Origin of the sequence: Kribbella sindirgiensis, from assembly GCF_004331435.1 — a bacterium.
GTDB classification, from domain to species: Bacteria; Actinomycetota; Actinomycetes; order Propionibacteriales; family Kribbellaceae; genus Kribbella; species Kribbella sindirgiensis.
On the sequence record NZ_SJKA01000006.1, the window covers coordinates 316,882 to 338,869 of the forward strand.

The 21,988-nt window shown below is 69.0% G+C and carries 21 protein-coding genes; 13 read left to right on the plus strand and 8 right to left on the minus strand.

Going from position 1 to position 21,988, the window contains the following annotated elements; genetic code table 11:
* The first annotated feature begins 70 nt into the window (after positions 1-70).
* Positions 71-970 carry an AraC family transcriptional regulator gene (locus tag E0H50_RS19345; protein WP_131290318.1) on the plus strand — a complete coding sequence of 300 codons (900 nt, stop codon included), beginning with the start codon at positions 71-73 and terminating at the stop codon, positions 968-970.
* Here the strand turns inward: E0H50_RS19345 and E0H50_RS19350 are convergent.
* Positions 957-1,982, minus strand: coding sequence for a helix-turn-helix transcriptional regulator (locus tag E0H50_RS19350; RefSeq protein ID WP_131290321.1), 1,026 nt, complete (start codon positions 1,980-1,982; stop codon positions 957-959). The genes E0H50_RS19345 and E0H50_RS19350 overlap by 14 nt on opposite strands.
* Positions 1,983-2,104: 122 nt before the next feature.
* Between E0H50_RS19350 and E0H50_RS19355 the strand changes: the two genes are divergently transcribed.
* The 4 genes from E0H50_RS19355 (at position 2,105) to E0H50_RS19370 (ending at position 5,820) form a co-directional block, all read left to right on the plus strand.
* The gene (locus E0H50_RS19355) at positions 2,105-2,530 is read left to right on the plus strand and encodes a cupin domain-containing protein (RefSeq protein ID WP_131290323.1); all 426 of its coding nucleotides are present in this window, start codon (positions 2,105-2,107) and stop codon (positions 2,528-2,530) included.
* Positions 2,527-2,901, plus strand: a complete 375-nt coding sequence (locus E0H50_RS19360; protein WP_131290326.1) for a DUF1304 family protein — start codon at positions 2,527-2,529, stop codon at positions 2,899-2,901. Before E0H50_RS19355 ends, E0H50_RS19360 begins: the two co-directional genes overlap by 4 nt.
* Before the next feature lie 126 nt (positions 2,902-3,027).
* Positions 3,028-4,575, plus strand: coding sequence for an alkaline phosphatase D family protein (locus E0H50_RS19365; RefSeq protein ID WP_131290329.1), 1,548 nt, complete (start codon positions 3,028-3,030; stop codon positions 4,573-4,575).
* Positions 4,576-4,578: 3 nt separating this feature from the next.
* Complete coding sequence (locus E0H50_RS19370; protein WP_131290332.1) at positions 4,579-5,820, plus strand: hypothetical protein; 1,242 nt, start codon at positions 4,579-4,581, stop codon at positions 5,818-5,820.
* 1 nt (position 5,821) lies between these two features.
* On the opposite strand, the gene E0H50_RS19375 is transcribed toward E0H50_RS19370, so the two are convergent.
* Both E0H50_RS19375 and E0H50_RS19380 read right to left on the minus strand, forming a co-directional pair.
* Positions 5,822-6,424, minus strand: coding sequence for an anti-sigma factor family protein (locus E0H50_RS19375; protein ID WP_131290335.1), 603 nt, complete (start codon positions 6,422-6,424; stop codon positions 5,822-5,824).
* Positions 6,421-6,921, minus strand: a complete 501-nt coding sequence (locus tag E0H50_RS19380; protein ID WP_131290338.1) for a sigma-70 family RNA polymerase sigma factor — start codon at positions 6,919-6,921, stop codon at positions 6,421-6,423. The genes E0H50_RS19375 and E0H50_RS19380 overlap by 4 nt, the downstream gene beginning before the upstream one ends.
* 86 nt (positions 6,922-7,007) lie before the next feature.
* Between E0H50_RS19380 and E0H50_RS19385 the strand changes: the two genes are divergently transcribed.
* Positions 7,008-7,499 carry a COG4315 family predicted lipoprotein gene (locus E0H50_RS19385; protein WP_131290341.1) on the plus strand — a complete coding sequence of 164 codons (492 nt, stop codon included), beginning with the start codon at positions 7,008-7,010 and terminating at the stop codon, positions 7,497-7,499.
* 3 nt (positions 7,500-7,502) lie between these two features.
* Here the strand turns inward: E0H50_RS19385 and E0H50_RS19390 are convergent, their stop codons facing one another.
* The 3 genes from E0H50_RS19390 to E0H50_RS19400 form a co-directional block, all read right to left on the minus strand.
* On the minus strand, positions 7,503-8,786 hold the full coding sequence (locus E0H50_RS19390; RefSeq protein WP_131290344.1) for a phosphodiester glycosidase family protein: 1,284 nt from the start codon (positions 8,784-8,786) through the stop codon (positions 7,503-7,505).
* A gap of 75 nt (positions 8,787-8,861) precedes the next feature.
* Positions 8,862-9,323 carry a nitroreductase/quinone reductase family protein gene (locus tag E0H50_RS19395; protein ID WP_131290347.1) on the minus strand — a complete coding sequence of 154 codons (462 nt, stop codon included), beginning with the start codon at positions 9,321-9,323 and terminating at the stop codon, positions 8,862-8,864.
* On the minus strand, positions 9,320-9,739 hold the full coding sequence (locus E0H50_RS19400) for a PPOX class F420-dependent oxidoreductase (protein WP_131290350.1): 420 nt from the start codon (positions 9,737-9,739) through the stop codon (positions 9,320-9,322). The genes E0H50_RS19395 and E0H50_RS19400 overlap by 4 nt, the downstream gene beginning before the upstream one ends.
* A gap of 77 nt (positions 9,740-9,816) precedes the next feature.
* Between E0H50_RS19400 and E0H50_RS19405 the strand changes: the two genes are divergently transcribed.
* Both E0H50_RS19405 and E0H50_RS19410 read left to right on the plus strand, forming a co-directional pair.
* Positions 9,817-10,338, plus strand: coding sequence for a MarR family winged helix-turn-helix transcriptional regulator (locus E0H50_RS19405; protein ID WP_131290352.1), 522 nt, complete (start codon positions 9,817-9,819; stop codon positions 10,336-10,338).
* A gap of 81 nt (positions 10,339-10,419) precedes the next feature.
* The gene (locus E0H50_RS19410; RefSeq protein ID WP_238151075.1) at positions 10,420-11,412 is read left to right on the plus strand and encodes an AEC family transporter; all 993 of its coding nucleotides are present in this window, start codon (positions 10,420-10,422) and stop codon (positions 11,410-11,412) included.
* 214 nt (positions 11,413-11,626) lie between these two features.
* Here the strand turns inward: E0H50_RS19410 and E0H50_RS19415 are convergent, their stop codons facing one another.
* Positions 11,627-12,319: a hypothetical protein gene (locus E0H50_RS19415; protein WP_238151076.1), complete on the minus strand. Its 693-nt coding sequence runs from the start codon at positions 12,317-12,319 to the stop codon at positions 11,627-11,629.
* A 142-nt stretch (positions 12,320-12,461) separates the two neighbouring features.
* Positions 12,462-15,002 (minus strand): valine--tRNA ligase, encoded by a 2,541-nt coding sequence (gene valS / locus E0H50_RS19420; RefSeq protein WP_131290355.1) that lies wholly within the window; start codon positions 15,000-15,002, stop codon positions 12,462-12,464.
* A 74-nt stretch (positions 15,003-15,076) separates the two neighbouring features.
* On the opposite strand from valS, the gene E0H50_RS19425 reads away from it, so the two are divergent.
* The 5 genes from E0H50_RS19425 to E0H50_RS19445 all read left to right on the plus strand — a co-directional run bounded on the left by E0H50_RS19425 (position 15,077) and on the right by E0H50_RS19445 (position 21,977).
* The gene (locus E0H50_RS19425; RefSeq protein ID WP_131290359.1) at positions 15,077-16,435 is read left to right on the plus strand and encodes a bifunctional folylpolyglutamate synthase/dihydrofolate synthase; all 1,359 of its coding nucleotides are present in this window, start codon (positions 15,077-15,079) and stop codon (positions 16,433-16,435) included.
* Positions 16,432-16,767: a DUF4233 domain-containing protein gene (locus E0H50_RS19430; RefSeq protein ID WP_131290362.1), complete on the plus strand. Its 336-nt coding sequence runs from the start codon at positions 16,432-16,434 to the stop codon at positions 16,765-16,767. The genes E0H50_RS19425 and E0H50_RS19430 overlap by 4 nt, the downstream gene beginning before the upstream one ends.
* A gap of 38 nt (positions 16,768-16,805) precedes the next feature.
* Complete coding sequence (ndk, locus tag E0H50_RS19435) at positions 16,806-17,216, plus strand: nucleoside-diphosphate kinase (RefSeq protein WP_131290365.1); 411 nt, start codon at positions 16,806-16,808, stop codon at positions 17,214-17,216.
* Positions 17,217-17,224: 8 nt separating this feature from the next.
* Positions 17,225-17,854 carry a CatB-related O-acetyltransferase gene (locus E0H50_RS19440; protein WP_131290368.1) on the plus strand — a complete coding sequence of 210 codons (630 nt, stop codon included), beginning with the start codon at positions 17,225-17,227 and terminating at the stop codon, positions 17,852-17,854.
* Positions 17,855-17,930: 76 nt separating this feature from the next.
* On the plus strand, positions 17,931-21,977 hold the full coding sequence (locus tag E0H50_RS19445; RefSeq protein WP_131290371.1) for a LamG-like jellyroll fold domain-containing protein: 4,047 nt from the start codon (positions 17,931-17,933) through the stop codon (positions 21,975-21,977).
* The last annotated feature ends 11 nt before the right edge of the window (positions 21,978-21,988 follow it).

Below are 21,988 nucleotides of genomic sequence, written 5' to 3' on the forward strand. Positions count from 1 at the left end.
AGCGGATCTATGTCCATGGAGCGCAGATTCATATCCGATCGTCTTGACCGCCGCGCGTATGATGCCAGGTATGGATGTACTCGCCGATGTCGTCACCGCGATGAGGACCGGCCCTGCCAGCTCCGGACGCACCGAGGTCCGGGGCCCGTGGGGTCTGCGCTTCGAGGGGTCCGTAGGCGCCGGCTTCCACCTCGTCCTGCAAGGTACGGCGTGGTTGCTGTCGCCGGACCTGGACCCGATCCAGCTCGGTCCGGGGGACGCGGTGCTGCTGCCGCGCGGCCTCGAGCACGCGCTCGCCGACCACCCGGATTCGCCGATCGCCGACTTCGACCCGGCGGTCGAACAGCCTCCGCAGGGTCACGGTGCGCGGGCGTTGCTGCTGTGCGGGACGTACCGGCTGGACCGCGAGCGTCCGCACCCGGTGCTGAGCAAGCTGCCGGACGTGGTCGTCGTACCGGCGGATCCGGGACGCCACCGTTCGTTGCATACGGCAATCAGCATCCTGGGTGAGGAGCTCGACGCGCGGCAGCCCGGTGCGGCGGCCGTCGTACCGGCGCTGGTGGATGCGTTGCTGGTGCTGATCCTGCGCGCCTGGTTCGAGAACAACGACTGCCCGACAGATCGGGGCTGGGCGCGGGCGCTGACCGATCCCGCGGTCGTGCAGTCGCTCGAGCTCATCCACGAGCGGCCGGGCGCCGCGTGGACGGTCGCCGATCTGGCGGCCGATGTCGGGTTGTCGCGGGCCGCCTTCGCCCGGCGGTTCACGGAGGCGGTCGGGGAGCCGCCGCTGACGTACTTGTTCCGGTGGCGGATGACGACCGCGGCGCGGCTGCTGCGGGATCACGATCGCCCGCTCGCCACGGTGGCGAAGGAGATCGGGTACACGTCGGAGTTCGCGTTCGCGAAGGCGTTCAAGCGCGACTTCGGCGTACCGCCGGGGACCTATCGCAAGCAGCTCATCCCGGTCTGAGCGTCGCGACCAGCTCGCCGCGACTACGGACGCCGACCTTGGCGAACGCCGACTTCAGGTGGTCCTGGATCGTGTGCGGCGAGATCGACAGCCGGTCCGCGATCGCGCCGGTGGTGTGTCCGGCGATGATCTCCAGGCAGATCTCCCGCTCCCGCGTGGTCAGGCCGTACGCCGCGAGCAGCATGCCGACCAGGTGCTGACCGGACGCGGGCTCGATCGTCACCACGATCTCGTCGTCGGTATCGCCCAGAAGCCGGCTGCCCTGCAGCACAACCCATTCACCGGACGCGGTCTGCACCCGCGCCTGGAACGTGCCGGACGCGCGGGTCCCCGTGACGACGGCCCGGAGCAGTACGCCGAAGCGCCCCGGCGCGATCTCGTCCAGCTCGTCCTGCCACGTCCGGGCGGCCGCGGTGATCGCCCGCGGTTCGCCGCTCGGGCCGGTGACGACGATCGACGGGCCGACCCCTCCGCGGTACCCGTGCGCGTCCGTGCGGACGGCGACGCGCGTCGCCGCCCCGATGACCGGGGCCACCGACCCGAGGAACTCCATCTCCCGCTCGCTGAAGTCCGGTCCGCTGCGGACGAACCCGGCCGCGCCCCAGCAGTCGCCGTCGACGACGAAGGTCGTCCGGACCTCGTGCTCGATCCCGAGCGGCCGCCAGACCTCGTTCAGTCGCCGGTGGCCGACGACCTCGCGGTACGGCAGGTCCGACAGTCGCGCGACCTGGTGCGCGGTGCGGGCCAGCTCGGCGAACGAGTTCGGCACGGTTCCGGCGTACTCGATCTCTGCCAGCCGCGGCTCGTACTCCGGGGGGACGCCGGCCGCGCCGCCGGTCATCGAGCTGATCACCAGCGTGCCCGGATCGATCCCGGCCCAGCAGGTGAGTTCACTGCCGACGACCTGTTCGACCACCTCGATCGCGGCCGCGTGCAGTTCGGCGACGCCCATCCCCGAGGTCGCCAGTGCCGCGATGTCCCGGCGCGCGGCCCGCGCCCGGCCCTCCCACATGGGCTCAGTATGCGCCGCCGTACCCCGGCCGCCTATCCCCGAAATGTGGGGATTCCGGTGGTTCCGACGAGCCCCTCCGCACGGGATGTACCGGCCGTACGCCGCTTCCTACCGTCGCAGTCATGAACGAGACAGTGCATCTGAGCAACGCGGGCAGCGGTGTCGAGTACGCCGCCCCGGACGCGACCGTGACCGTCAAGGTCGGCGCCGAGCACACCGGCGGGCAGTACGAGCTGTTCGAGATCGACGCGCCGCGGGCCGACGCGTCGCCGCCGCACAGCGAGTCGTGGAGCAAGGCGTTCTACGTCCTGCAGGGCCGGATCCTCGTCCAGGCAGGGGATCAGGGCTACGACCTGGGTCCCGGAGCCTCGATCAGCATCCCGGCCGGCACCGTGAACACGTTCTCGGTGCTGACACCGTCGGCGAAGTTCCTCACCGTCAGCCAGACCGGCCGGATGAGCGCGTTCTTCGCGGACCTGGCCGGCGTCGACCCGTCCGACTACGCCGCGCTGGGCGAGATCACGCAGCGGCACGGGGTGTCGCTATGAGGACCTCCGCCCAGATCCTCGCGATCGTCATCGCGGTGCTGCTGGCGTCGGTCTGGCTGATGGAGTCGTTCTTCTACCGCCACCCGCGGTTGTATCCGCTGTTCCTGCTGGAACCCCGGGACTTCGACGCGGTCAAGTTGTGGATCGTGAACCTCGGGTTCTACAACTTCACCACCGGGGTCGCGCTGGCGCTCGGGGTCGTCCTCGCCCGGACCGGGCACGTGCCGCAGGGCGAGGCGCTGGTCGCGTTCACGGCGGCGCAGCACGTTTTCCTGGCCCTGGTCCTGCTCGCAACGGAGCGCCGACTCTGGTTGAACACCTTGCTCGAAGGGGTTCCGGCTGCCGTGCTGCTGGGGCTCGTCCTGCTGTAGGAAATTTACCAGTTCTGCGCAATCATGGGCACGGAGCACCACACACACTCAAGGTTCCCGAATGGTCACCCGCAGTTCGGCCGTCCGGGGGCCTACCGCCCTGAGTACCCGTGAAGGTGAGGCCTCATGAGCCCAATCAGTCGCAGGACCCTTGTTCTCGGCGGACTCGCCGCGGCCGGGGCCGGCGCCCTCCCGGCTGCCGCCCAGTCGTCCGTGATCACCGCCACCGCCGCCGTCCCGTACCCGTTCCAGCTCGGCATCGCGTCCGGTGAGCCCGACGCGAACAGTGTCGTGCTCTGGACCCGCCTCGCGCCGTCGCCGCTGAACGCCGACGGCCAAGGCGGTATGGCGAACGCCGACGTCGCCGTCGACTGGCAGGTGTCGACCACCGACACCTTCAGCACACTGGTCGCGTCCGGCACGGTGACGGCCAAGTACGCCGCCGCCCACTCGGTCCACGTCGTCGCGGGAGGTCTCAGCCCGGACGCCGACTACTTCTACCGCTTCCGCGCCCAGGGCCACCTGTCACCTGTCGGCCGCACCCGCACCGCTCCGGCTGTGGGCACCAACGGGCGCGACCTGGTGATGGCCTTCACCTCCTGTGCGCACTACGAAGAGGGCTACTACACGGTCTACCGGCGTATGGCCGAGGAGAACCCAGGCCTCATCCTCTTCCTGGGCGACTACATCTACGAGTACCCCGCCACCGCCGGCAGGCCCCGCTTGCACGCAGGAGCGAGCGAGATCGTGTCGCTGGCGGACTACCGTCGCCGGTACGCGCAGTACAAGTCGGATCCCGACCTGCAGGCAGCGCACGCGGTCGCGCCGTGGCTCGTCGTACCGGACGACCACGAGGTGGAGAACAACTACGCCAACATGGTGCGCGCGGACAGTACGCCGTCTCTCACGACAGCGCAGTGGACCGCTCGGCGGACCGCGGCGTACCAGGCGTACTACGAGAACATGCCGCTGCGGCCGGCGCAGGCGAACAGCGGCAACTCGATCCCGTTGTACCGCCGGCTGCGGTGGGGGAGTCTCGCGACGTTCCACATGCTCGACACACGGCAGTACCGCAACGATCAGGCGTGCGGCGACGGCTGGAAGGTGTGTTCGGACGCCGACCTCGCCAGCCGCAGCTTGCCGGGCAACACCCAGGAGACCTGGCTTCTCGACGGTCTGAACCAGCACTACGGCACGTGGGACATCCTTGGACAGCAGGTCTTCTTCGCGCGCCGGTTCGACTCGGCCGGCGCGGGGAGCATGGACTCGTGGGACGGCTACCGCGCCTCGCGGGCCCGGATTCAGCAAGGCTGGATCGACCGTGGAACCCGCAACCCCGTCGTACTGACCGGTGACGTCCACCGTGCCTGGGCCAGCGACCTGAAGGCCGACTACAGCAACGCGAACTCGGCCGTCATCGGGTCCGAGCTGGTGACGAGCTCGGTCAGCTCGAGCGGCGACGGCGACGGCGCCACCACGATCCCGAACCTCGCGGACAACCCGTGGCTGCGGTTCTACCAGAACCGTCGCGGCTACGTCCGGACGACGATCAGCCCGACCCAGTTGCGGGCCGACTTCCGTGCTGTCGCGAAGGTTTCGGAGCACGGCGCCGCGGTGAGTACGGCGAAGTCGTTCGTCATCCAAGAGGGCCGGCCCGGACTGCAGGCGGTGTGACTCATGAAGAAAACGTTAGCTCTTACTGCAGTGGTGGCTTTGGCGCTGACCTTCACTGCGACCACCGCCGAGGCGCACATCGCCGCGCCCACCTGGGTGGCGGCGAACAGTGTGTCCACCGGCGACCAGGACGCCGCCTCCGTTGCGATCAACCGCAACGGGTACGTCGCCGTGGCGTGGGAGGACGACCGCGACACCGACAACGCCACCGACAACGTGCACAGCGAGATCTACCTGCGGCTGTTCCACAACGGCACTGCTGTGTACGAGAAGAAGCTGTCCGCGGGTGGTAGCAGCGGTGTGACGAACTGGCGGCACCTGCACCCGGACGTCGGCCTGGACGACAAGGGCAACGCGGTCGTGGTGTGGCAGGACGACCCGGACGGCAACGGCTACTACAACATCCCGTACCGCGTCGTGAACACCGCCGGCACCGTGACAGCGTCCGGCAACTCCAACAGCAGCTCCACCGGCCAGCAGATCAACCCGCGGGTCGCTGTCGACCCGGACGGCGCACCGTCCGGTGCCGCTGTCGCGTTCACCGTGGCGTGGGAGGACATCCAGACCGGTACGCCGGCGACGGTCAAGGCGGCCGGCTTCACCGGGCCGACCACACGCGCCTGGGAGGTGACGGCCTCGCAGACGACCGGCCAGCACCACAACCCGGATGTGGCCGTGTCGGCGTCAGGTGACGCGGTCGTCGTGTGGGACGAGGACGGCGATGCCAACGCCGACTACAACATCGGACTGATCCGGCTGGGCCGTACGAACGGTGCAGCCACGCTGTCGCGCCGGGTCGCCAACTCCGACACCACAGGTCAGCAGACGCATCCAGCTGCGGCCGCCAACTTCAACGGCGACTTCGCAGTGGCCTGGGAGTCGGCTGGTGCCGTCACGACGCGTTCGTTCACCGTTGCGGGCACGGCCCGGTACGCCGACGTACAAGGGGCGACTGCTGGTGCGGCACCGTCGATCGGCATCGACGACGCGGCTCAGACGGTCGTCGGCTGGACAGTGCCCGGTACTGACCCGGACGTGTGGGTCCGTGGCTTCGGTACCGACGGGACGGACACAGGTCGGCTGTCGGCGCAGCGGCTCAGTTCTGTTGCCACAGGTCGGCAGGAGCAGATGACGGTCGCTACCTCGCCGTACGCCGAGGTAGCGGTCGCCTACACCGACGACAACGACGGAAACACGTACGACCAGGTCTACCTGGGCACGGGAATCTCCAACAACAGTTGGTGAATCAGCGCGTCGTGGGGGACACCGTGCTCAGTACGGTGTCCCCTGCGTCGACCACTTCGAGGTGGTCGATGTCGGCCAGCGGAATCGACGTACTGGCGGGGACCTGGGCTTGGTAGTTGCCGTTCGCTGCCCACCAGCCGGCTGTCTCCACGGTTCCGTCGCGGCCGTGGACGACGAGCATGCAGTGCTCATACGGCTGCAGGTCGGTGAGCCGGAGCTGGATGTCCGTGCCCCAGCCACGACTGACCAGCTTCGCCGTCGTGTCCAGGCCACCGACCCCGTCCGTCGCCGTCCACGTTGCTGACGCCGGAGCGGACAGCAGACCCCAGCTGGCAACACCAGCCATCAAGGCCGCAGCCGCCGCGGCCAGAACCCATCGCCTCGGGCGCCGCTTGTTCAGTTGGAGTGGCGCAGGTTCCGGCTGCTCAGCCTCGATGTCCTCGACAGGTACGGCGTGCAGTAGCCCAGGCAGCGGCGCGAACTGCAGCAACGCCGCACGGCACGCCGTACAGGTCACAAGGTGCTCCTCGACCGTGCGACGCTCGGACGCCTCCAGCGCACCGAGCACGTAGGCGCCGATCGACATCGTCTCCGGGCACGTCATGGGCCGGTCACCCCTCGTTCCTCCAGTGCGGCGCGTAGTGCGTGCAGTGCGTAGTAGCTGCGCGACTTCACCGTTCCCGGCGGTACGCCGAGGACGGCGGCCGCCTCGTTGACGGTGCGGCGGCGGTAGAACAGCTCGACGATCACCTGCCGGTGGTCCGCGCTGAGACCCCGCAGTACGTCGATCACCTGCCAGACCTGCAGTACGCGGTCGATGTCGTCGGTGAGAGCCGGGAACTCGCGGTCCTCGATCGGTACCTCCGTCACCCGCGCGCTCTGCCGCCGGCGGCCGGAGATCACCAGGTTGCGGGCGACCGTGAACAGCCACCGCCCGGCCTTGTCCGGATCCAGTTCGGCCGCGTGCGTCCAGGCCCGCGCCATCGTCTCCTGCACGATGTCCTCGGCGTACTGCCGGTCGCCCACGGACCGCAGGACGTACCCGAACAACGGCCGCCGGTACTTGGCGTACAACGCGCGGATCACCGTGTCGTCGTCCACACCCAGGAACTACGCGGTACGGCGGTAAAAGGTTCAACTGAACCGCCGGGCCGGTTCTCGCGTAGTCAGCGGGGAGAGGAGATTCGATGAAAACCACGATCTTGTTGCTAGGTGCAACGATAGCCGCGATGGGTGCGCTGACCGCTTGCGGCGACGACTCCCAGCCGGCCGCGGGCGGTGCTCCCGCTGGGGCCGCGGTGTCGGTCAAGGACGTCGGAGGCGTCGGCAAGACGCTGGTCGACGCCTCCGGGAAGACGCTGTACTTCGCCGATCAGGAAGCCGGCGGCGCGATCAAGTGCACCGCCGGCTGCCTGAGCTTCTGGATTCCCGCGACCGGTGACGCCGGCGCTGTGGCAGGCCTGGGAACGATGAAGCGCACCGACACCGGCGCAGAGCAGCTCACCTTCCAGGGCAAGCCGCTCTACACCTTCAAACTCGACACCGCCGCCGGCGAGGCCAAAGGCAACAACCTCACCGACGCCTTCGCCGGCACCGATTTCACCTGGCACGCCGCAACCACCACCGCAGCCCCCACCCAGGCTCCGTCATCGTCCGGCGGCGGGGACTACGGCTACTGACGGCTATCGGCCCGGGACGAAGACGACCGCGTCGCCGACTGCGCGTTCGGCGCCGCCGGTGCTGCTTGGGCGGTTGACGACGGTGCCGTCGCCGAGGGCCATCGCGGTGGAGCCGCCGCCGTCGAGGTTGATGGCGTCGGACAGGCCGAGTGCCTTGGCGACCGCGGCGGTCTCGTCCATCGTGGTGCCGACGCTCGTGGTCTGGCGGCCGTCGATGGTGGCGAGGACGATCTTTCCGCCGCGCGTCGTGCCGGCGATCGTGCGTGGGTTGCGGTCGAAGAAGCTGCCGGTGCCGTCCGGCACGACGATCTCGCCGTTCTTCGTCAGCTGGTACCGACCTGTCACGCCGTACAGCCCGCTGCGCAGCGGCACCTCGCGGCCGGTCTCGTCCGACACCGCGAGATCCGTGCGCAGGCAGCCCTTGGCCAGCGCGAGGAGTGCGACAGTGTCTTGGCCGGTCGCCTGCAACGACGTCTGGCTCGGGCTGAGCGCCGTACCGCGGGTGGTCGACGTACGGACGACGCAACCGCGACGGTCCAGTACGACCTCGACGCCGGCGCCGGCCGGAGTCGACGCGGCGAACTCAGGGGTGAACCGGACGACGTCACCCGGCACAGTGCAGGTGGTCTGGTCGGGCAGCGTCGCGCAGGCGGCCGGGATCACCGGCGGGTGGTTGAGGAACTCGAGCGGGAGCTCGGCGCCGGTCAATCGGTTGCGGACGGCGCCGGTCCAGCGCAGGTGGCCGGTGACCACTCTGTTGCTCTTGGCATCGATCACGAGGTTGGCCTCGGTCGGGTCGGCGAGCGGCTCGCTGAGCAGCTTGCCGTCGAACAGGCCGAGCCCGACCGGGTCGCCCGGGTACTGCGGGTTCGCGGTGAAGGTGAAGAACGAGGCGTTCACCCCGGCCAGCGCGCCGGACGACTTCACCAGGTCCGAGGTCTTCTCGACGCGGGCCAGATCAGGACCGTACGTCGCCTTGAGGTGGCCGTTCGCGGTCCGCGGGTCGATCGTGAGCACGTTGACGACCCACGGGCCGCGCGGCGTGGTGTTGATCTGGTCGGCCGGCGCCGGGTCGGTGCCGCGGACGATCCGGGTCAGCGTGACGCCGCGCGCCAGCGTCTGGACGGTCCGGGTCTCGGCCAGGTCGGCGTCGCCGATCGGCAGGCCCTGCACGGCCACCTGTTGCTGCGCCGGTGCGGCACCGGCGTTCGGCAGACCGGTGGCCAGGACGCCGAACGCCGCGGCCGCGCCGACCGCGGCCTTGATCACTCGAGCGGAAGTAGTCATACGACCATCCTCCGAGGATCCGGTGGAATCTTTCTAGACCTCGGCCTGACTCGTCAGCATCTTCCAGGTTACGGTTCAGGTGCGCTCGACCAGCCGGATCACCGGCAGTTCCCGGTCGGTCTTCACCTGGTACTCGGCGAAACCGGGCGACGCCGTGGTGATGCGCTCCCATGCCTCCGCACGCTCCGCTCCGTGCAGCTGCTCGGCGCGGACCTCGATCGCCTCGCCGGCGACCTCGATACGGACCTGGTCAGGGTTCGCGGCCAGGTTGTAGTACCACGCCGGGTTGCCGGCCGCGCCGGCCGCGGAGGCGACGATCAGCCGGTTGCCGTCAGCGTCCGCGAACCAGGCGACCGGCGTCGCCCGCTCGGCACCGGACTTCCGCCCGATCGTCCGCAGCACCAACGCGTCGCCGCCCCTGAACTTGCCGCCTCCTCGGCGCCGGATGCGACGGGCGTTGAACCTGTTGAACCAGTGCAGGAGTCGGCCGCCGGGCTGCCGGGCGCCGCGGGAACCGGCGCGGGTGTCGAAGCTCATGCCGCCTCGAAGCTGTGGACGGTACGCGTCGTGGTGACCTTCTCGTCATGGGTGAACGGGCGGCCCTCGAGGTTGAAGCTCCACGACACCGTCGGCGTGATTCGCAGGTACGGCGACGTACCGAACTGGCCGTCGCGCTCGACGAGCTCCGCCTCGCCGTAGATCCGGAGGTAGCGCGGGATCCACGGGCGCGTCGACACCAGGTCGTCGACGACGAACGCGACCTTGGTCTGCCCGTCGCGGACGTTGCGGTACTTGCGGGTGCGGACCGGGTCGATCCCGCCGATGTACAGATGCGTCCCGTCGTACTCGAAACCGACCGGGACGGCGTCCGGCTGCCCGTCGCCCGCGACGGTGGCGAGGCGGCCCAGGGGCTGGGACCGCAGATAGGCGATCTCCGCTGCGCTGAACGACATCGGATCTCCTCTGCTCGATAGTTAACGGCATTGATAGTATGCGCCATTAACTATACAGGCCATGTACCGTGAACAAGGTGAGCGAGACCGAAACGCCCCCGGAACGCGCCCGCTCCCGCGGCGGGCGATTCGCCGGGTTCGCGCAGGTCCACGGCGCCGGCGTGGACCCCGCGGAGCTGGACGCGGCCGCCGGACTGGTGCAGGTCACCGGGATGGTTCAGGGCCTGTATGCGGGCATTTCCGAGCGGCACGACCTGACGCCGGTGCAGGCGAAGCTGCTGTGCGTCCTGCTCGACGGCCCCAAGGGCATGGCCGAGCTCGCGCAGTGTTTCGGGGTCGAGAAGGCCGCGCTGACCGGTCTGATGGATCGCGCCGAGAAGCGCGGCCTGGCGGAGCGTTCGCCGGTCCCGGGCGATCGGCGGGCCGTGCAGGTGACGCTGACCGATCCCGGCCGCCGCGCCGCGATCGCCTTCCACGCCGAGGTCGGCGAGGCCCTGAACGAGCTGATCGGGCACCTCAGCGACGCCGATCGGGAACATTTCCGGGCAGTGCTGGCCGGCATCATCACGAGGTGCCGCACGTCACCATCCAGCTCCTGAGCACCCAGCCGCCGCGGACAGCGCTTACCCCTACGATCGACAGGGTGTCCACCCCGCTGAGCAGCGAGGCCGTGCCTGGTAGTGCCGCGCCTACTGCGTGCCGAGCACCTGCTCGCTACGGCGCGGAACTACCAGGCACGGCCTGACATGTCCGCCGTCGTCGGTGCCTTCGCCGCGCTGGTCGCTGTGGCCGTGCTCGGGTACGTCGTCGGCGCCTTCGGCGTACTGCGGAAAGACGACGAGCTCGTCCTGTCCCGGCTGGCGTTCTTCGTGGCGACCCCGGCGCTGCTGTTCACGACCGTCGCGCGGGCGGACCTGAAGGCGATCTTCTCGGTGGTGCTCGTCACCAACCTGGTCAGCCTGTTCGTTGTGCAGGCGCTGTTCCTGTTGATCGCCGCGGTGATCTGGCGGCGGACACGGTCCCAGGCGACGATCGGCGTGCTCGCGTCGTCGTACGTGAACGCGGGCAATCTCGGCGTACCGGTGGCGGCGTACGTGCTGGGGGACGGTGCGTTGGTGGCGCCGATCGTGCTGTTCCAGGTGCTGATCCTGGCGCCGGTGGCGTTCGCCGTACTGGACGGTGACCGGCAGGGGAGCGGGCGGCGGGTGTCGCTGCGGACCGTGGTCACGCGGCCCTTCCGCAATCCGCTGACGGTCGCGTCGCTGCTCGGCCTGCTGGTGTCGGTGCTCGGCGTGCGGTTGCCGGAGATCGTGATGCGCCCGATCGACCTGGTCGCCGCGGCAGCGGTCCCGGTCGCACTGGTGGCCTACGGCCTCAGCCTGAGCGCCGGCACAAAGGACTCGATCACCGTACGGCGAGACGTCGTACTAGCCGTCGCCCTGAAAACCTTCGTACAACCGCTGGCGGCGTACGCAATCGCCCGCTGGGCCCTGGACCTCCACGGCACGGCCCTCCTGGCCCCGACTCTCCTAGCCGCCCTCCCCACAGCCCAAAACGTCTACGTCTACGCAGTCCACTACCGAGCCAGCCGCACCCTCGCCCGCAGCGCAGTCCTCCTCAGCACCCTGCTCTCAATCCCCACCATGATCCTCATAGCCGGCCTACTCACCTGACCCCTGAGTGGCCCGTCTGCGACACAACCAAAGATGAACGTACCAAGTTTGGTTGCCTCCTCCGGGTGCCTCTGACGACCCTCGGATCTGGCAACAGTGCCGGTTATCCCACCCTGTTGGGGGTTCTCTGGTGGTGTGCAAGGGGAGAACCCCAAACACGAGGGGATAACCCCAGGCGGTGACTCCCAGCTCTGACCAGCGTCACAAGAGCGCTCTAGCGCATGGCTTTGAAGGCTTCTTCGGCTATGGGTTCTACCTGGTCTACTGCTACGCCTTCGTTGGCGGACTGGGCTATGACGGTGAGGGTGTTGGAGCCGCGGTAGCACTGGGTCGGGAGGTTGCCGGCGGCTTCGATGCAGGTGGAGTGGCCGATCTTCTTGATCTTGTCGGCGGTGGCGCCGGAGTCCGCGACGACCTTGTCGATGTCGACGCGGCCGCGGAGTGCGATCAGGACGTAGAAACGGTCGCCTTCGAGACTGCCGTACGCCTCGACCATGACCTTCTTGCCGTCGTTGATCCGGCTCAGCGCGTCCCGGGTCTGGTCGAGCTGGGCCTGACTGCGGATCTCGGGGTCGGTGATGCGGTCGAGGCCCGCGACCTTGGCCGGCGGGGTGATCGCCCGCTCCGCGTTCATTCGGCTGAGCGGTCCGAGACCCCACACGTACCCGAGCAGGGCCAGCACGATCAGCGCGACGACCGCACTGCCGACAGTCACCCAAGGCCCGCGCACCTTGAACCGCCGCAAACCCTTCTTCGGCGGCTCGGCAGCCTTCGCCGCGACGGCCGTCGCTCCAGCGTCCTTGGCCGGGGCGGCGGTGGGTGCGTCGACGGCTGGGACCGGAGCCAGTTCGGTGGTGTCGTCGGTGGCCTGCTTCTTGGGGTCGGCCGGGTTGGTGGGATCGCTCATCACTTGGCTCCTCGGACGTCAGGGGCACGGGGTGCAGCGGTCGGCTCGGCCCGATGGTTCCACATCATGACAAACCGTAGTCGAACCTCCGAACACCCAAGCGCCCGCCTCCCCAGCAGGAGACGGGCGCCTGTTCGTGTCATCAGAGCGTAGCGACGACCTTGACCGTGTCGGAGTCGTCCGCGTGCCAGACGATCTCGCCGGTGATCCGGCCGGCGGCGCGCAGGTCCGGCTCGGCGCGCTCGGCCAGCGCCAGCCGGGCGGCCGGTCCGGTGACCTCGACCTTGGAGACCTCGGTCTTCATCGAGACCTTCTCCTCGGACTTCGCACCGCGGATCCCCGCGAGGACCTCGGAGACCGCGTCCAGGACCTCGGGCTCCTGCGCCGCGACCGCGAGGTCGCCGTCCGCCGTCGGCCACTGCGACGTGTGGATCGAACCTTCCTGCCACCACGACCAGACCTCTTCGGTCGCGAACGGCAGGTACGGCGCCAGCAGCCGGAGCTGAACCGACAACGCCACCGCCAGCGCCGCCTTCGCCGAGGCCGCGGCGGCTTCGCCCTGACCGCCGTACGCGCGCTCCTTGACCAGCTCGACGTAGTCGTCGCAGAACGTCCAGAAGAACCGCTCGCTGATCTCCAGCGCGCCGGTGTAGTCGTACCGGTCGAAGGCCGCCGTGGCGTCCTCGACGACCGACCGCAGCTTCTGGAGCATGGCCAGGTCGATGGGCTCGGTCACCGCGGCCGGGTCGATCGTGGTCGCCCCGAACCCGAGAACGAACTTCGACGCGTTCAGGACCTTGATCGCGAGCCGGCGCCCGACCTTCATCTGCGACTCGTCGAACGGTGAGTCCAGCCCCGGCCGCGCCATCGCCGCCCGCCACCGGACCGCGTCTGAGCCGTACTTGTCCAGGACTTCGGTCGGCAGAACCGCGTTGCCCTTGGACTTGGACATCTTCTTGCGGTCCGGGTCGACGATGAAGCCGGAGATCATCGCGACCCGCCAGGGCAGCACGCCGTTCTCGAACTGCGCGCGGACGACGCGGCTGAACAGCCAGGTCCGGATGATGTCGTGCGCCTGCGTGGCGAGGTCGGTCGGGAAGGTCCGCGCGAACAGGTCCGGGTCCCGCTCCCAGCCGCACGCGATCTGCGGTGTGAGGGAGGACGTCGCCCAGGTGTCCATCACGTCCGGGTCCGCCTCGAAACCACCCGGCTTGCCGCGCTGCGACTCGTCGTACCCACGCGGCGCCTGCGAGGTCGGGTCGATCGGCAGCTCGGCCTCGGACGGCAGCAGCGGGTGCTCGTAGTCCGGCTCGCCGTCCTGGTTCAGCGGGTACCAGACCGGGAACGGGACGCCGAAGTACCGCTGGCGGGAGATCAGCCAGTCGCCGTTCAGCCCCTCGACCCAGTTCAGGTAGCGGTGCCGCATGTGCTCCGGGACCCAGGTGAGCTCGTTGCCGCGCTCGACGAACTCCTGCTTGAGCGTGGCGTCACGGCCGCCGTTCGTGATGTACCACTGCCGGGTGGCGACGATTTCGAGCGGCTTGTCGCCGTTCTCGTAGAAGTTCGCCATCCGCTCGGTCTTCCTCGGCTCGCCGTCGAGGTCGCCGCTGTCGCGGAGCTTCTGGACGATCAGCTCGCGGGCGCTGAACACGGTCTTCCCGGCGAGTTCGGCGTACAGCTCGGAGCCCTCGAGCCAGGCCGGGGTGTCGCGGAGCAGCCGGCCGTCGCGGCCGATGACCGTACGGACCGGGAGCTGCAGCTCACGCCACCACTGGATGTCGGTCTGGTCGCCGAACGTGCAGCACATCGCGATGCCGGCGCCCTTGTCCATCTCGGCGGCCGGGTGCGCGAGAACCGGGATCTCGACCCCGAACAGCGGCGACTTCACCGTCGTACCGAACAGGTGCTTGTAGCGGTCGTCGTCCGGGTGTGCGATCAGCGCGACGACGGCCGGGATCAGCTCCGGCCGGGTGGTCTCGATGTAGATCGGGCCGTCGGCACCGTGGAACGAGATCCGGTGGTAGGCGCCCGCGTACGACCGGGGTTCCATCTCGGCCTGCGCCACCGCGGTCTGGAACGTGACGTCCCACATCGTCGGCGCCTCGGCCAGGTACGCCTCGCCGCGGGCGAAGTTGCGCAGGAACGCGCGCTGCGACGTACGCCGGGAGTCCTCGGAGATCGTGGTGTAGAGGTACGACCAGTCGACGCTCAGGCCGACCTGGCGCCACATCGCCTCGAACGCCTGCTCGTCGATGTGCGTGAGCTCACCGCACAGGTCGACGAAGTTCTGCCGGGAGATCGGGACCTGCTTCTTCGGGTCCGGCTTGGCCGGCGGGGTGAAGTCCGGGTCGTAGGGCAGCGAGGGGTCGCACTTGACGCCGTAGTAGTTCTGGACGCGGCGCTCGGTGGGCAGGCCGTTGTCGTCCCAGCCGATCGGGTAGAAGACCTTCTTGCCGCGCATCCGCTGGTACCGCGCGACCAGGTCGGTGTGGGTGTAACTGAAGATGTGCCCGACGTGCAGCGACCCGGAGACCGTCGGCGGCGGCGTGTCGATGGAGTAGACATCGGCACGCTCGGCGGTGCGGTCGAAGGCGTAGGTCTGCTGCTCCTTCCATACGGCAGCCCACTTCTCCTCGAGACCGTCGAGGCTGGGCTTGTCTGGAACACGGGACGTCTGGCTCATGCGCACAATGTTAGTGGTTGTCAAGGGGTGCTCCGACCGGTTATCCACAGACCCCTCCTAGACTTGGCTTTCTGATGAGCGACCTTTCCTTCGCCGAGGTATCGGCACGGCTCCAGCAGCGCTGGCCGGAGCACAAGATCGAGCCCACCCTGGAGCGCGTGCGGCGACTCGTCGAGCTGCTCGGCGACCCGCAGAAGGCCTACCCGGTGGTGCACCTGACCGGGACCAACGGCAAGACGTCCACGGCACGGATGATCGACACCCTGCTGCGCGAGACCGGGCTGCGGACCGGCCGGTTCACCAGCCCGCACCTGGAGTCGGTCCGGGAGCGGATCACGCTCGACGGCGAGCCGATCAGCGAGGAGCGCTTCGTCGGCGCGTACGAGGAGATCGCGCCGTACCTCGACGTCGTCGACGCCGAGCAGGAGCACCCGCTGACGTTCTTCGAGGTGATGACCGCGATGGCGTACGCCGTGTTCGCGGACGCCCCGGTCGACGTCGCGGTGATCGAGGTCGGCCTCGGCGGCAGCTGGGACTCCACCAACGTCGCCGACGGTGCGGTGTCGGTGATCACCCCGGTCGCGGTCGACCACGCGCACCTGCTGGGTGCGGATCCGGTCACCATCGCGGGCGAGAAGTCCGGCATCATCAAGCCCGGCGGTACGACGGTGATGGCGCAGCAGAGCCTGGAGGTCTTCGAGGTCCTGCTCCGCAAGGCTGCCGAGGTGGGCGCGCAGGTCGCCCGCGAGGGGATCGAGTTCGGCGTCGTCAGCCGGGCGCTCGCGGTCGGCGGCCAGGTCGTCTCGCTCAAGGGCCTCGGCGGCGAGTACGACGATCTGTTCCTCCCGCTGCACGGTGAGTACCAGGCGCACAACGCGGCCACCGCCGTCGCCGCGGTGGAGGCCCTGCTCGGCGCCAGTCCGGAGACCGAGGGCCGGGTCACCACCGAACTGCTGCAGGCCGGGTTCGAGCAGGTCACCAGCCCCGGCCGGCTCGAGGTCGTCCGGAACAGCCCGACGATCGTCGTCGACGCCGCGCACAACCCGCACGGCGCGGAGGCGACCGCGGCCGCGGTGTCGGAGGCGTTCCAGTTCCAGCCGCTGATCGGCGTACTGGGCTGTATGAAGGACAAGGACGTGTACGGCGTCCTCGAGGCGTACGAACCGATCATGGAAACGGTCGTCTGCACCCGGAACAGCTTCGTCGAGCGGTCGATGCCGGCCGAGGAGCTGGGGCAGCTGGCCGCCGAGGTGTTCGGCGAGGAGCGCGTCCTGGTCCGCCCGCACCTGATCGACGCGATCGACGACGCGATCCGGCTCGCCGAGGAGGACGCGGTCGCGCTCGGGAGCGGCGGCGTACTGGTCACCGGCTCGGTCATCACCGCCGGCGAGGCGCGGGCGCTGCTGGTCCGCAAGGGCAAGGGCGAGCAGTGAGGTCGCTCGCGTCGATCGTGCTCGCGTTCGAGTCGGTCGTGCTCGCCCTCGTCACACCGGTGATGATCTCGGTCGCGGACATCCGTCCCGCGGTCGCGATTCCGGTCTGTCTCGGGCTCTTCGTACTCGCGTTGCTCGCGGCGGGCCTGCTCCGGTTCCAGGCCGGGTACGTCCTCGGTTCGCTGGTCCAGGTCGGCGCGGTCGGACTCGGCTTCGTCGTCCCGGTGATGTTCGTCCTCGGCGTCTTCTTCGCCGCCTTCTGGGTCGCCGCCATCGTCCTCGGCCGCCGCATCGAACACGCCAAGAAGGCACACCAGGCACAGACCGGTTAGGCTCATCCGCCCCGGCTATTTCGAGAGAGAGTTGACAGATGTCGCAGCGCACCCTGGTCCTGCTCAAGCCCGACACGGTCCGCCGTGGCCTGGTCGGTGAGGTGCTGGGCCGGTTCGAGGCCAAGGGGCTCCGGATCGTCGCCATGGACCTGCGCACGATCGACGGTGAGCTGGCCGACCAGCACTACGCCGAGCACGTCGAGAAGGCCTTCTACCCGCCGCTGCGGGACTTCGTCACCAGCGGCCCGATGGTCGCGCTGGTCCTCGAGGGCGACGAGGCGATCGAGGTCGTCCGCGCCCTGAACGGCGCCACCGACGGCCGCAAGGCCGCCCCCGGCACCATCCGCGGCGACCTCTCCCTCTCCAACCGCGAAAACCTCGTCCACGGCTCCGACTCCGAAGAATCCGCCACCCGCGAAATCAAGATCTGGTTCCCCGACCTGCCGTGAACCCGTCGATGCTCCCCGACCCCACGGTCCTGCATCCGATGCCTGAGCAGCAGCGGGTCGTGCTGCTCAAGCCGCTGGTGAAGTCGCCGCTGATCGAGGTCGGGGAGTTCTCGTACTACGACGACCCGGACGACCCGACGGCGTTCGAGACCCGCAACGTGCTGTACCACTACGGCCCGGAGAAGCTGGTGATCGGGAAGTTCTGCGCGCTGGGTGAAGGCGTGAAGTTCGTCATGAACGGCGCCAACCACCGCATGGACGGCCCGTCGACGTACCCGTTCCCGATCATGGGCGGCTCCTGGGCCGAGCACTTCGACCTGATCACGGGCCTGCCCGGACGCGGTGACACCGTGATCGGGCACGACGTCTGGCTCGGATACCAGACGCTCGTGATGCCCGGCGTACGGATCGGTCACGGCGCGATCGTCGCGTCCGGCTCGGTCGTCACCGGCGACATCCCGGACTACGGCATCGCCGGCGGCAACCCGGCCAAGCTCATCCGCCGCCGGTACGCCGACGCGGAGGTGGACCGGCTGCTCGAGCTCGCCTGGTGGAACTGGCCGCTCGAGCACCTCACCGCGAACGTCCGCACAATCATGTCCGGCACCGTCGACGATCTCGAGGCCGTGCGGCTGTGAAAGGAAACTGAAAGCGCGGTCCCACATCCTCTGGGCGGGGTGATCTCTCACCCCATGTGCTCAGGGAGGGGACCCCTTGTCATCGCCGCATGCCCTTCGCCGGTCCGCTGCGCTGTTTGTCAGTGCGATCGCTCTGCTGCTTCCCGCAGTGCCGGCCGACGCCGGTACTACCGCCCGACCGCCCACCGCCCCTGACCTGGCGCGTCAGTCCGGCAAGCCCGTGCCGGTGCCGTCGGCGCAGACCGCCACGAGCGATGTGGTGGCCAATCCCGACGGGACTTTCACCGAGACGTTCCATACCGAGCCCGTTCGGGTACGGCGTGGTGCCGGCTGGACCCCGGTCGACACGACGCTCGAACGCCGTACCGACGGCACCGTCGGCCCGCGCGCAACCAGCATCCCGACGTCCTTCTCCGGGGGCGGCAACGGGCCACTCGTCCGCCTCGGCGCCGACGGGACGCAGCTGTCGTACAGCTGGCCGAAGGCGCTGCCCAGGCCGACCCTGGACGGCAGCACCGCGACGTACCGGGATGTCCTTCCCGGCGTCGACTTGCGCCTGACCGCCAAGGCCCAGGGCTTCTCCAAGGTCTTCGTCATCCACAACGCCGCCGCTGCGAAGCAGTTGAGCACACTCCGCCTCGGCGTCAGTGCCGACGGACTGTCTGTCCGTGACACAAAGGCCGGGAGCTTCGGCGCGTACGACAGCACCGGCAGACTCGTCTACACCGCGGGCGCGCCGCTGATGTGGGACGCCGCGGGCAAGCGCGCCGTCGGAACATCCAAGCTCTCCGGTACGACGCTCTCGATCAGCCCGGACCAGAACCTGCTGACCAGCCGCAGTACGACGTACCCGGTCTATCTGGACCCCGACACGACCGGACCGCTGTACGGCTGGGCGATGGTGTTCTCCGGCCACCCGGAGGACGAGTACTGGGGTGGCGACGGTGACGGTGTCGCCAAGGTCGGCGACTGTTACGACGCGAACAACGAGTGCTACGGCATCGGTGTGGCACGGTCGTACTTCAGGTTCGACGTACGCGATCTGTTGGGCGGCCGGAAGCTGATCAAGAGCGCGAGCTTCAACGCGTTCCTCGACCACGTGCCTGACTGCTCCCGTCCGCGCACGGTCCGGGCCTCCAGCACCGCGCCGGTCGGCACAGGTACCAACTGGAACAACCGGCCAGGGATCGCCACCAGTCTCGGTGACGTGATGCCGCCGCAGTGCAAGGACATCTGGCTCGGCTGGTCGGCGGTGCGGGCGGTGAACGACGGACTCAGCCTGCACAGCGGCTGGGCGACGATCGCGCTGTCCGCGACCAACGAGGCCGACCAGTACGCGTGGAAGAAGTTCGGGACGAGGCCTACGTTGTCGGTCACGTACAACACCCGGCCGGGCGTTCCCACCGACCTGGCCGTCGAGGGCCAACTCTGCCGCGGCCAGGAGATCTTCGTGAACCCGGCCGTCAGCGGCGAAGAGGAGGATCAGACACGCGGTCCGGTGCTGTCCGTGAAGGCGACCGAGGACGACCCGCAGCTGATCCGCGCCGTGTTCGAGTGGGCCGACCGCGCGCACAACCGGATCGGCGGCGCGACCACCGGGTTGTTCGCCTCGGGAACCACCTTCAAGGCCGGTGTGCCCGCGGCGAACGCCGCCCACGGGAGCCGGCTGTCGTTCCGCGCGTTCGCATCGGACGACGTGGACGGTTCCGGATGGAGCGGGTACTGCGACCTGACGATCGACAAGGTCGCACCGCAAGAGGCTCCGGCCGTGCATTCGGACACCTACCTCGAGTGCACCGCAGCCTCGTGTCCGAGGTCCGGGGGAGTCGGGTTCACCGGTGGATTCACCTTCACGGCGGGACTGACCGACACCGACGTGGCGGGCTTCCGGTACTCACTGCTGGGTGCCTTCGAGAACCGCTACGCCACGGTCGGCAGTGACGGCGTAGCCCACGCGCTGGTGACACCGCCGGACTACGGACCGCAGTTCCTCAGCGTTCGTGCGGTCGACCGGGCGGGCAACGTCTCGGCCGCGGCAACGGTCTACGAGTTCTTCGTCAAGAACGGCGGCTCTCCGACCGCGGCCTGGCGGCTGAACGGGGAGGGCGTGGACACGGCTGTCGTGGACGACGCGGCGGGTCACCGTGACGGTGTCCGGCCGGCGGCACCGGCGGCACAGTGGAAGGGCGGCCGGAACGGCGATGCCCTGTGGCTGAACGGCTCCCAGTCCGCGTACGTCACCGCTTCCGGTACGCCGGCCGTCGACACGGGCAAGTCGTTCACGGTGTCGGCCTGGGTGAAGCTGGACCAGGCCGGGACGGTCTACCGAACCGCGGTGAGCCAGAACGGCTCCCGGCTGAGCGGGTTCTTCCTGCAGTACAACCCGAACACCAAGAAGTGGAACTTCATGATGCCGGCCAGCGACGCCGACGCCGCGGCGCGTCACGTCGCGGCGTCGGTGGGCCCGGCCGTTCCTGGCCGCTGGACCCACTTGGCCGGAGTCTTCGACGACTCCACCAAACAGGTCACGCTGTACGTCGACGGTGTCCAGGGCACCACGGCGAGTCACTCGACTCCCTGGCGTGCGGCCGGTGCGACCCAGCTGGGCAGGGCGCAGTACCAGGCGACCGGTGCCGACAACTGGCTCGGCTCGCTGGACGACGTGCAGGTCTTCGACCGGGTGCTCACGACCGCGGAGATCGACGACCTGGCCGGGAAACCGGCGGCGGAGCAGGTGTTCTGGCCGCTCGACGAATCCGCCGGAGCGCAGATCTCGGATGTCTCGGGCAATTACCGCCTGGGAACGGCCGCGGTAGGTGTGACCCGTACGGCGGGTGCCGTTGGCACGGGAGCGGTGCGACTCGACGGGTCGGGCGGGATCACCGGACCGGCGGCTGTCGTCCGGACCGACAGCAGCTTCACCGTCAGCGCCCGTGTCAAGCTCGACGCGGTCGACGACGTCAGCCGGACGGTCCTGAGCCAGGACGGTCAGCAGTCGAGCGGCTTCCAGCTCGGGTACGACGGCCCGAAGCGGCGTTGGTTCTTCGGTCTTTCGCAGGCCGACAGCGCCACCGATCTGCCTGTCACCGTCACCGACAGCAGTGCTCCGACTGTGGGCGAGTGGACCTTGCTCACCGGCCTCTACGACCAGGCGACCGGTCAGATCCGGCTGTACGTCGACGGCCGCCAGGTGGGTGGATACGTCGCCGCACAGGCGAAATGGAACGCGGTCGGTGCTTTCCAGGTCGGCGCAGCTCGCAAGGCAGGGCAGGTGGCGACCCCGTTCGCCGGAGAGATTGACGATGTCCACGTGTGGTCAGGGGTGCGGACCGAGGGGCAGGTTCAGGACGAACTGGCCCACCCTGTGACCACCCGGCGGACGGCGTACTCCGGGCAGTTGTCGTACTTCATGGACACCAACGGGTTCCGCATGGTCACCAACGGACCGGTCCCGCAGAGCTCACACTTCCAGAAGTCGCTGGGCGTCCCGGCGCCGGCCGGCTCTGCGAATACCACCACGATCTACGCCTGCCGCAACGGTGCGACGGACTACTTCCTGGACGCGACCTGTGCGGGGCACACCGTGCTGGGCAGTGTCGGGCAGTTCTGGAACAGTCCGCCGGCCGGTGTGGAGACGGTCCCGGTCTACCGCTGCTACATCTCCATGGTTGCTCACTTCGCCTCCAACGACGAGAACTGCGACGGGGTCGCGGGCGCAACGGCGGAGTTCCGGCTCGGCTACGTCCGGCCGTACTTCGCACTGGTCCGTACGAATGCCACGAACCATCCCTACGACCACATCAGCAGTACGGCGAAGCAGGCGGCGACCCAGCGCGCCGAATTCTCACTGGGGTACCTCGCCATGCGGCAGCTGACCGGCACGACGCCGTGGATGCTGTGCCGCGACGGATCGGACAGCTTCACCTCGACCGATCCCGGCTGCGAGGGCAAGACGGTTGTCGCCGTCTCCGGCTACGGCTGGACCGACGCCGCGCCCGGTCGCGCCGAAGTGTTCCGGTGCCGTGCCTCCTGGGGCGAACTCTTCGACTCCCGTGATGCCGGGTGTGAGGGCGATCAGCACACCTTGGTCCGCTCGGTCGGCTACGTCGCCGCCTCTCTCTGACGTTGAAGGAC

Bases quoted from the DNA above. Each gene is read 5' to 3' on its own strand.
- ndk (WP_131290365.1), top strand. From the start codon at position 16,806: ATGTCGCAGCGCACCCTGGTCCTGCTCAAGCCCGACACGGTCCGCCGT.
- E0H50_RS19360 (WP_131290326.1), top strand. From the start codon at position 2,527: ATGAGGACCTCCGCCCAGATCCTCGCGATCGTCATCGCGGTGCTGCTG.
- E0H50_RS19400 (WP_131290350.1), bottom strand. From the start codon at position 9,739: ATGTCGTTCAGCGCAGCGGAGATCGCCTATCTGCGGTCCCAGCCCCTG.
- E0H50_RS19355 (WP_131290323.1), top strand. From the start codon at position 2,105: ATGAACGAGACAGTGCATCTGAGCAACGCGGGCAGCGGTGTCGAGTAC.
- E0H50_RS19375 (WP_131290335.1), bottom strand. From the start codon at position 6,424: ATGACGTGCCCGGAGACGATGTCGATCGGCGCCTACGTGCTCGGTGCG.
- E0H50_RS19415 (WP_238151076.1), bottom strand. From the start codon at position 12,319: ATGAGCGATCCCACCAACCCGGCCGACCCCAAGAAGCAGGCCACCGAC.
- E0H50_RS19350 (WP_131290321.1), bottom strand. From the start codon at position 1,982: ATGTGGGAGGGCCGGGCGCGGGCCGCGCGCCGGGACATCGCGGCACTG.
- E0H50_RS19385 (WP_131290341.1), top strand. From the start codon at position 7,008: ATGAAAACCACGATCTTGTTGCTAGGTGCAACGATAGCCGCGATGGGT.
- E0H50_RS19370 (WP_131290332.1), top strand. From the start codon at position 4,579: ATGAAGAAAACGTTAGCTCTTACTGCAGTGGTGGCTTTGGCGCTGACC.
- E0H50_RS19440 (WP_131290368.1), top strand. From the start codon at position 17,225: ATGCTCCCCGACCCCACGGTCCTGCATCCGATGCCTGAGCAGCAGCGG.
- E0H50_RS19395 (WP_131290347.1), bottom strand. From the start codon at position 9,323: ATGAGCTTCGACACCCGCGCCGGTTCCCGCGGCGCCCGGCAGCCCGGC.
- E0H50_RS19425 (WP_131290359.1), top strand. From the start codon at position 15,077: ATGAGCGACCTTTCCTTCGCCGAGGTATCGGCACGGCTCCAGCAGCGC.
- valS (WP_131290355.1), bottom strand. From the start codon at position 15,002: ATGAGCCAGACGTCCCGTGTTCCAGACAAGCCCAGCCTCGACGGTCTC.
- E0H50_RS19365 (WP_131290329.1), top strand. From the start codon at position 3,028: ATGAGCCCAATCAGTCGCAGGACCCTTGTTCTCGGCGGACTCGCCGCG.
- E0H50_RS19345 (WP_131290318.1), top strand. From the start codon at position 71: ATGGATGTACTCGCCGATGTCGTCACCGCGATGAGGACCGGCCCTGCC.
- E0H50_RS19390 (WP_131290344.1), bottom strand. From the start codon at position 8,786: ATGACTACTTCCGCTCGAGTGATCAAGGCCGCGGTCGGCGCGGCCGCG.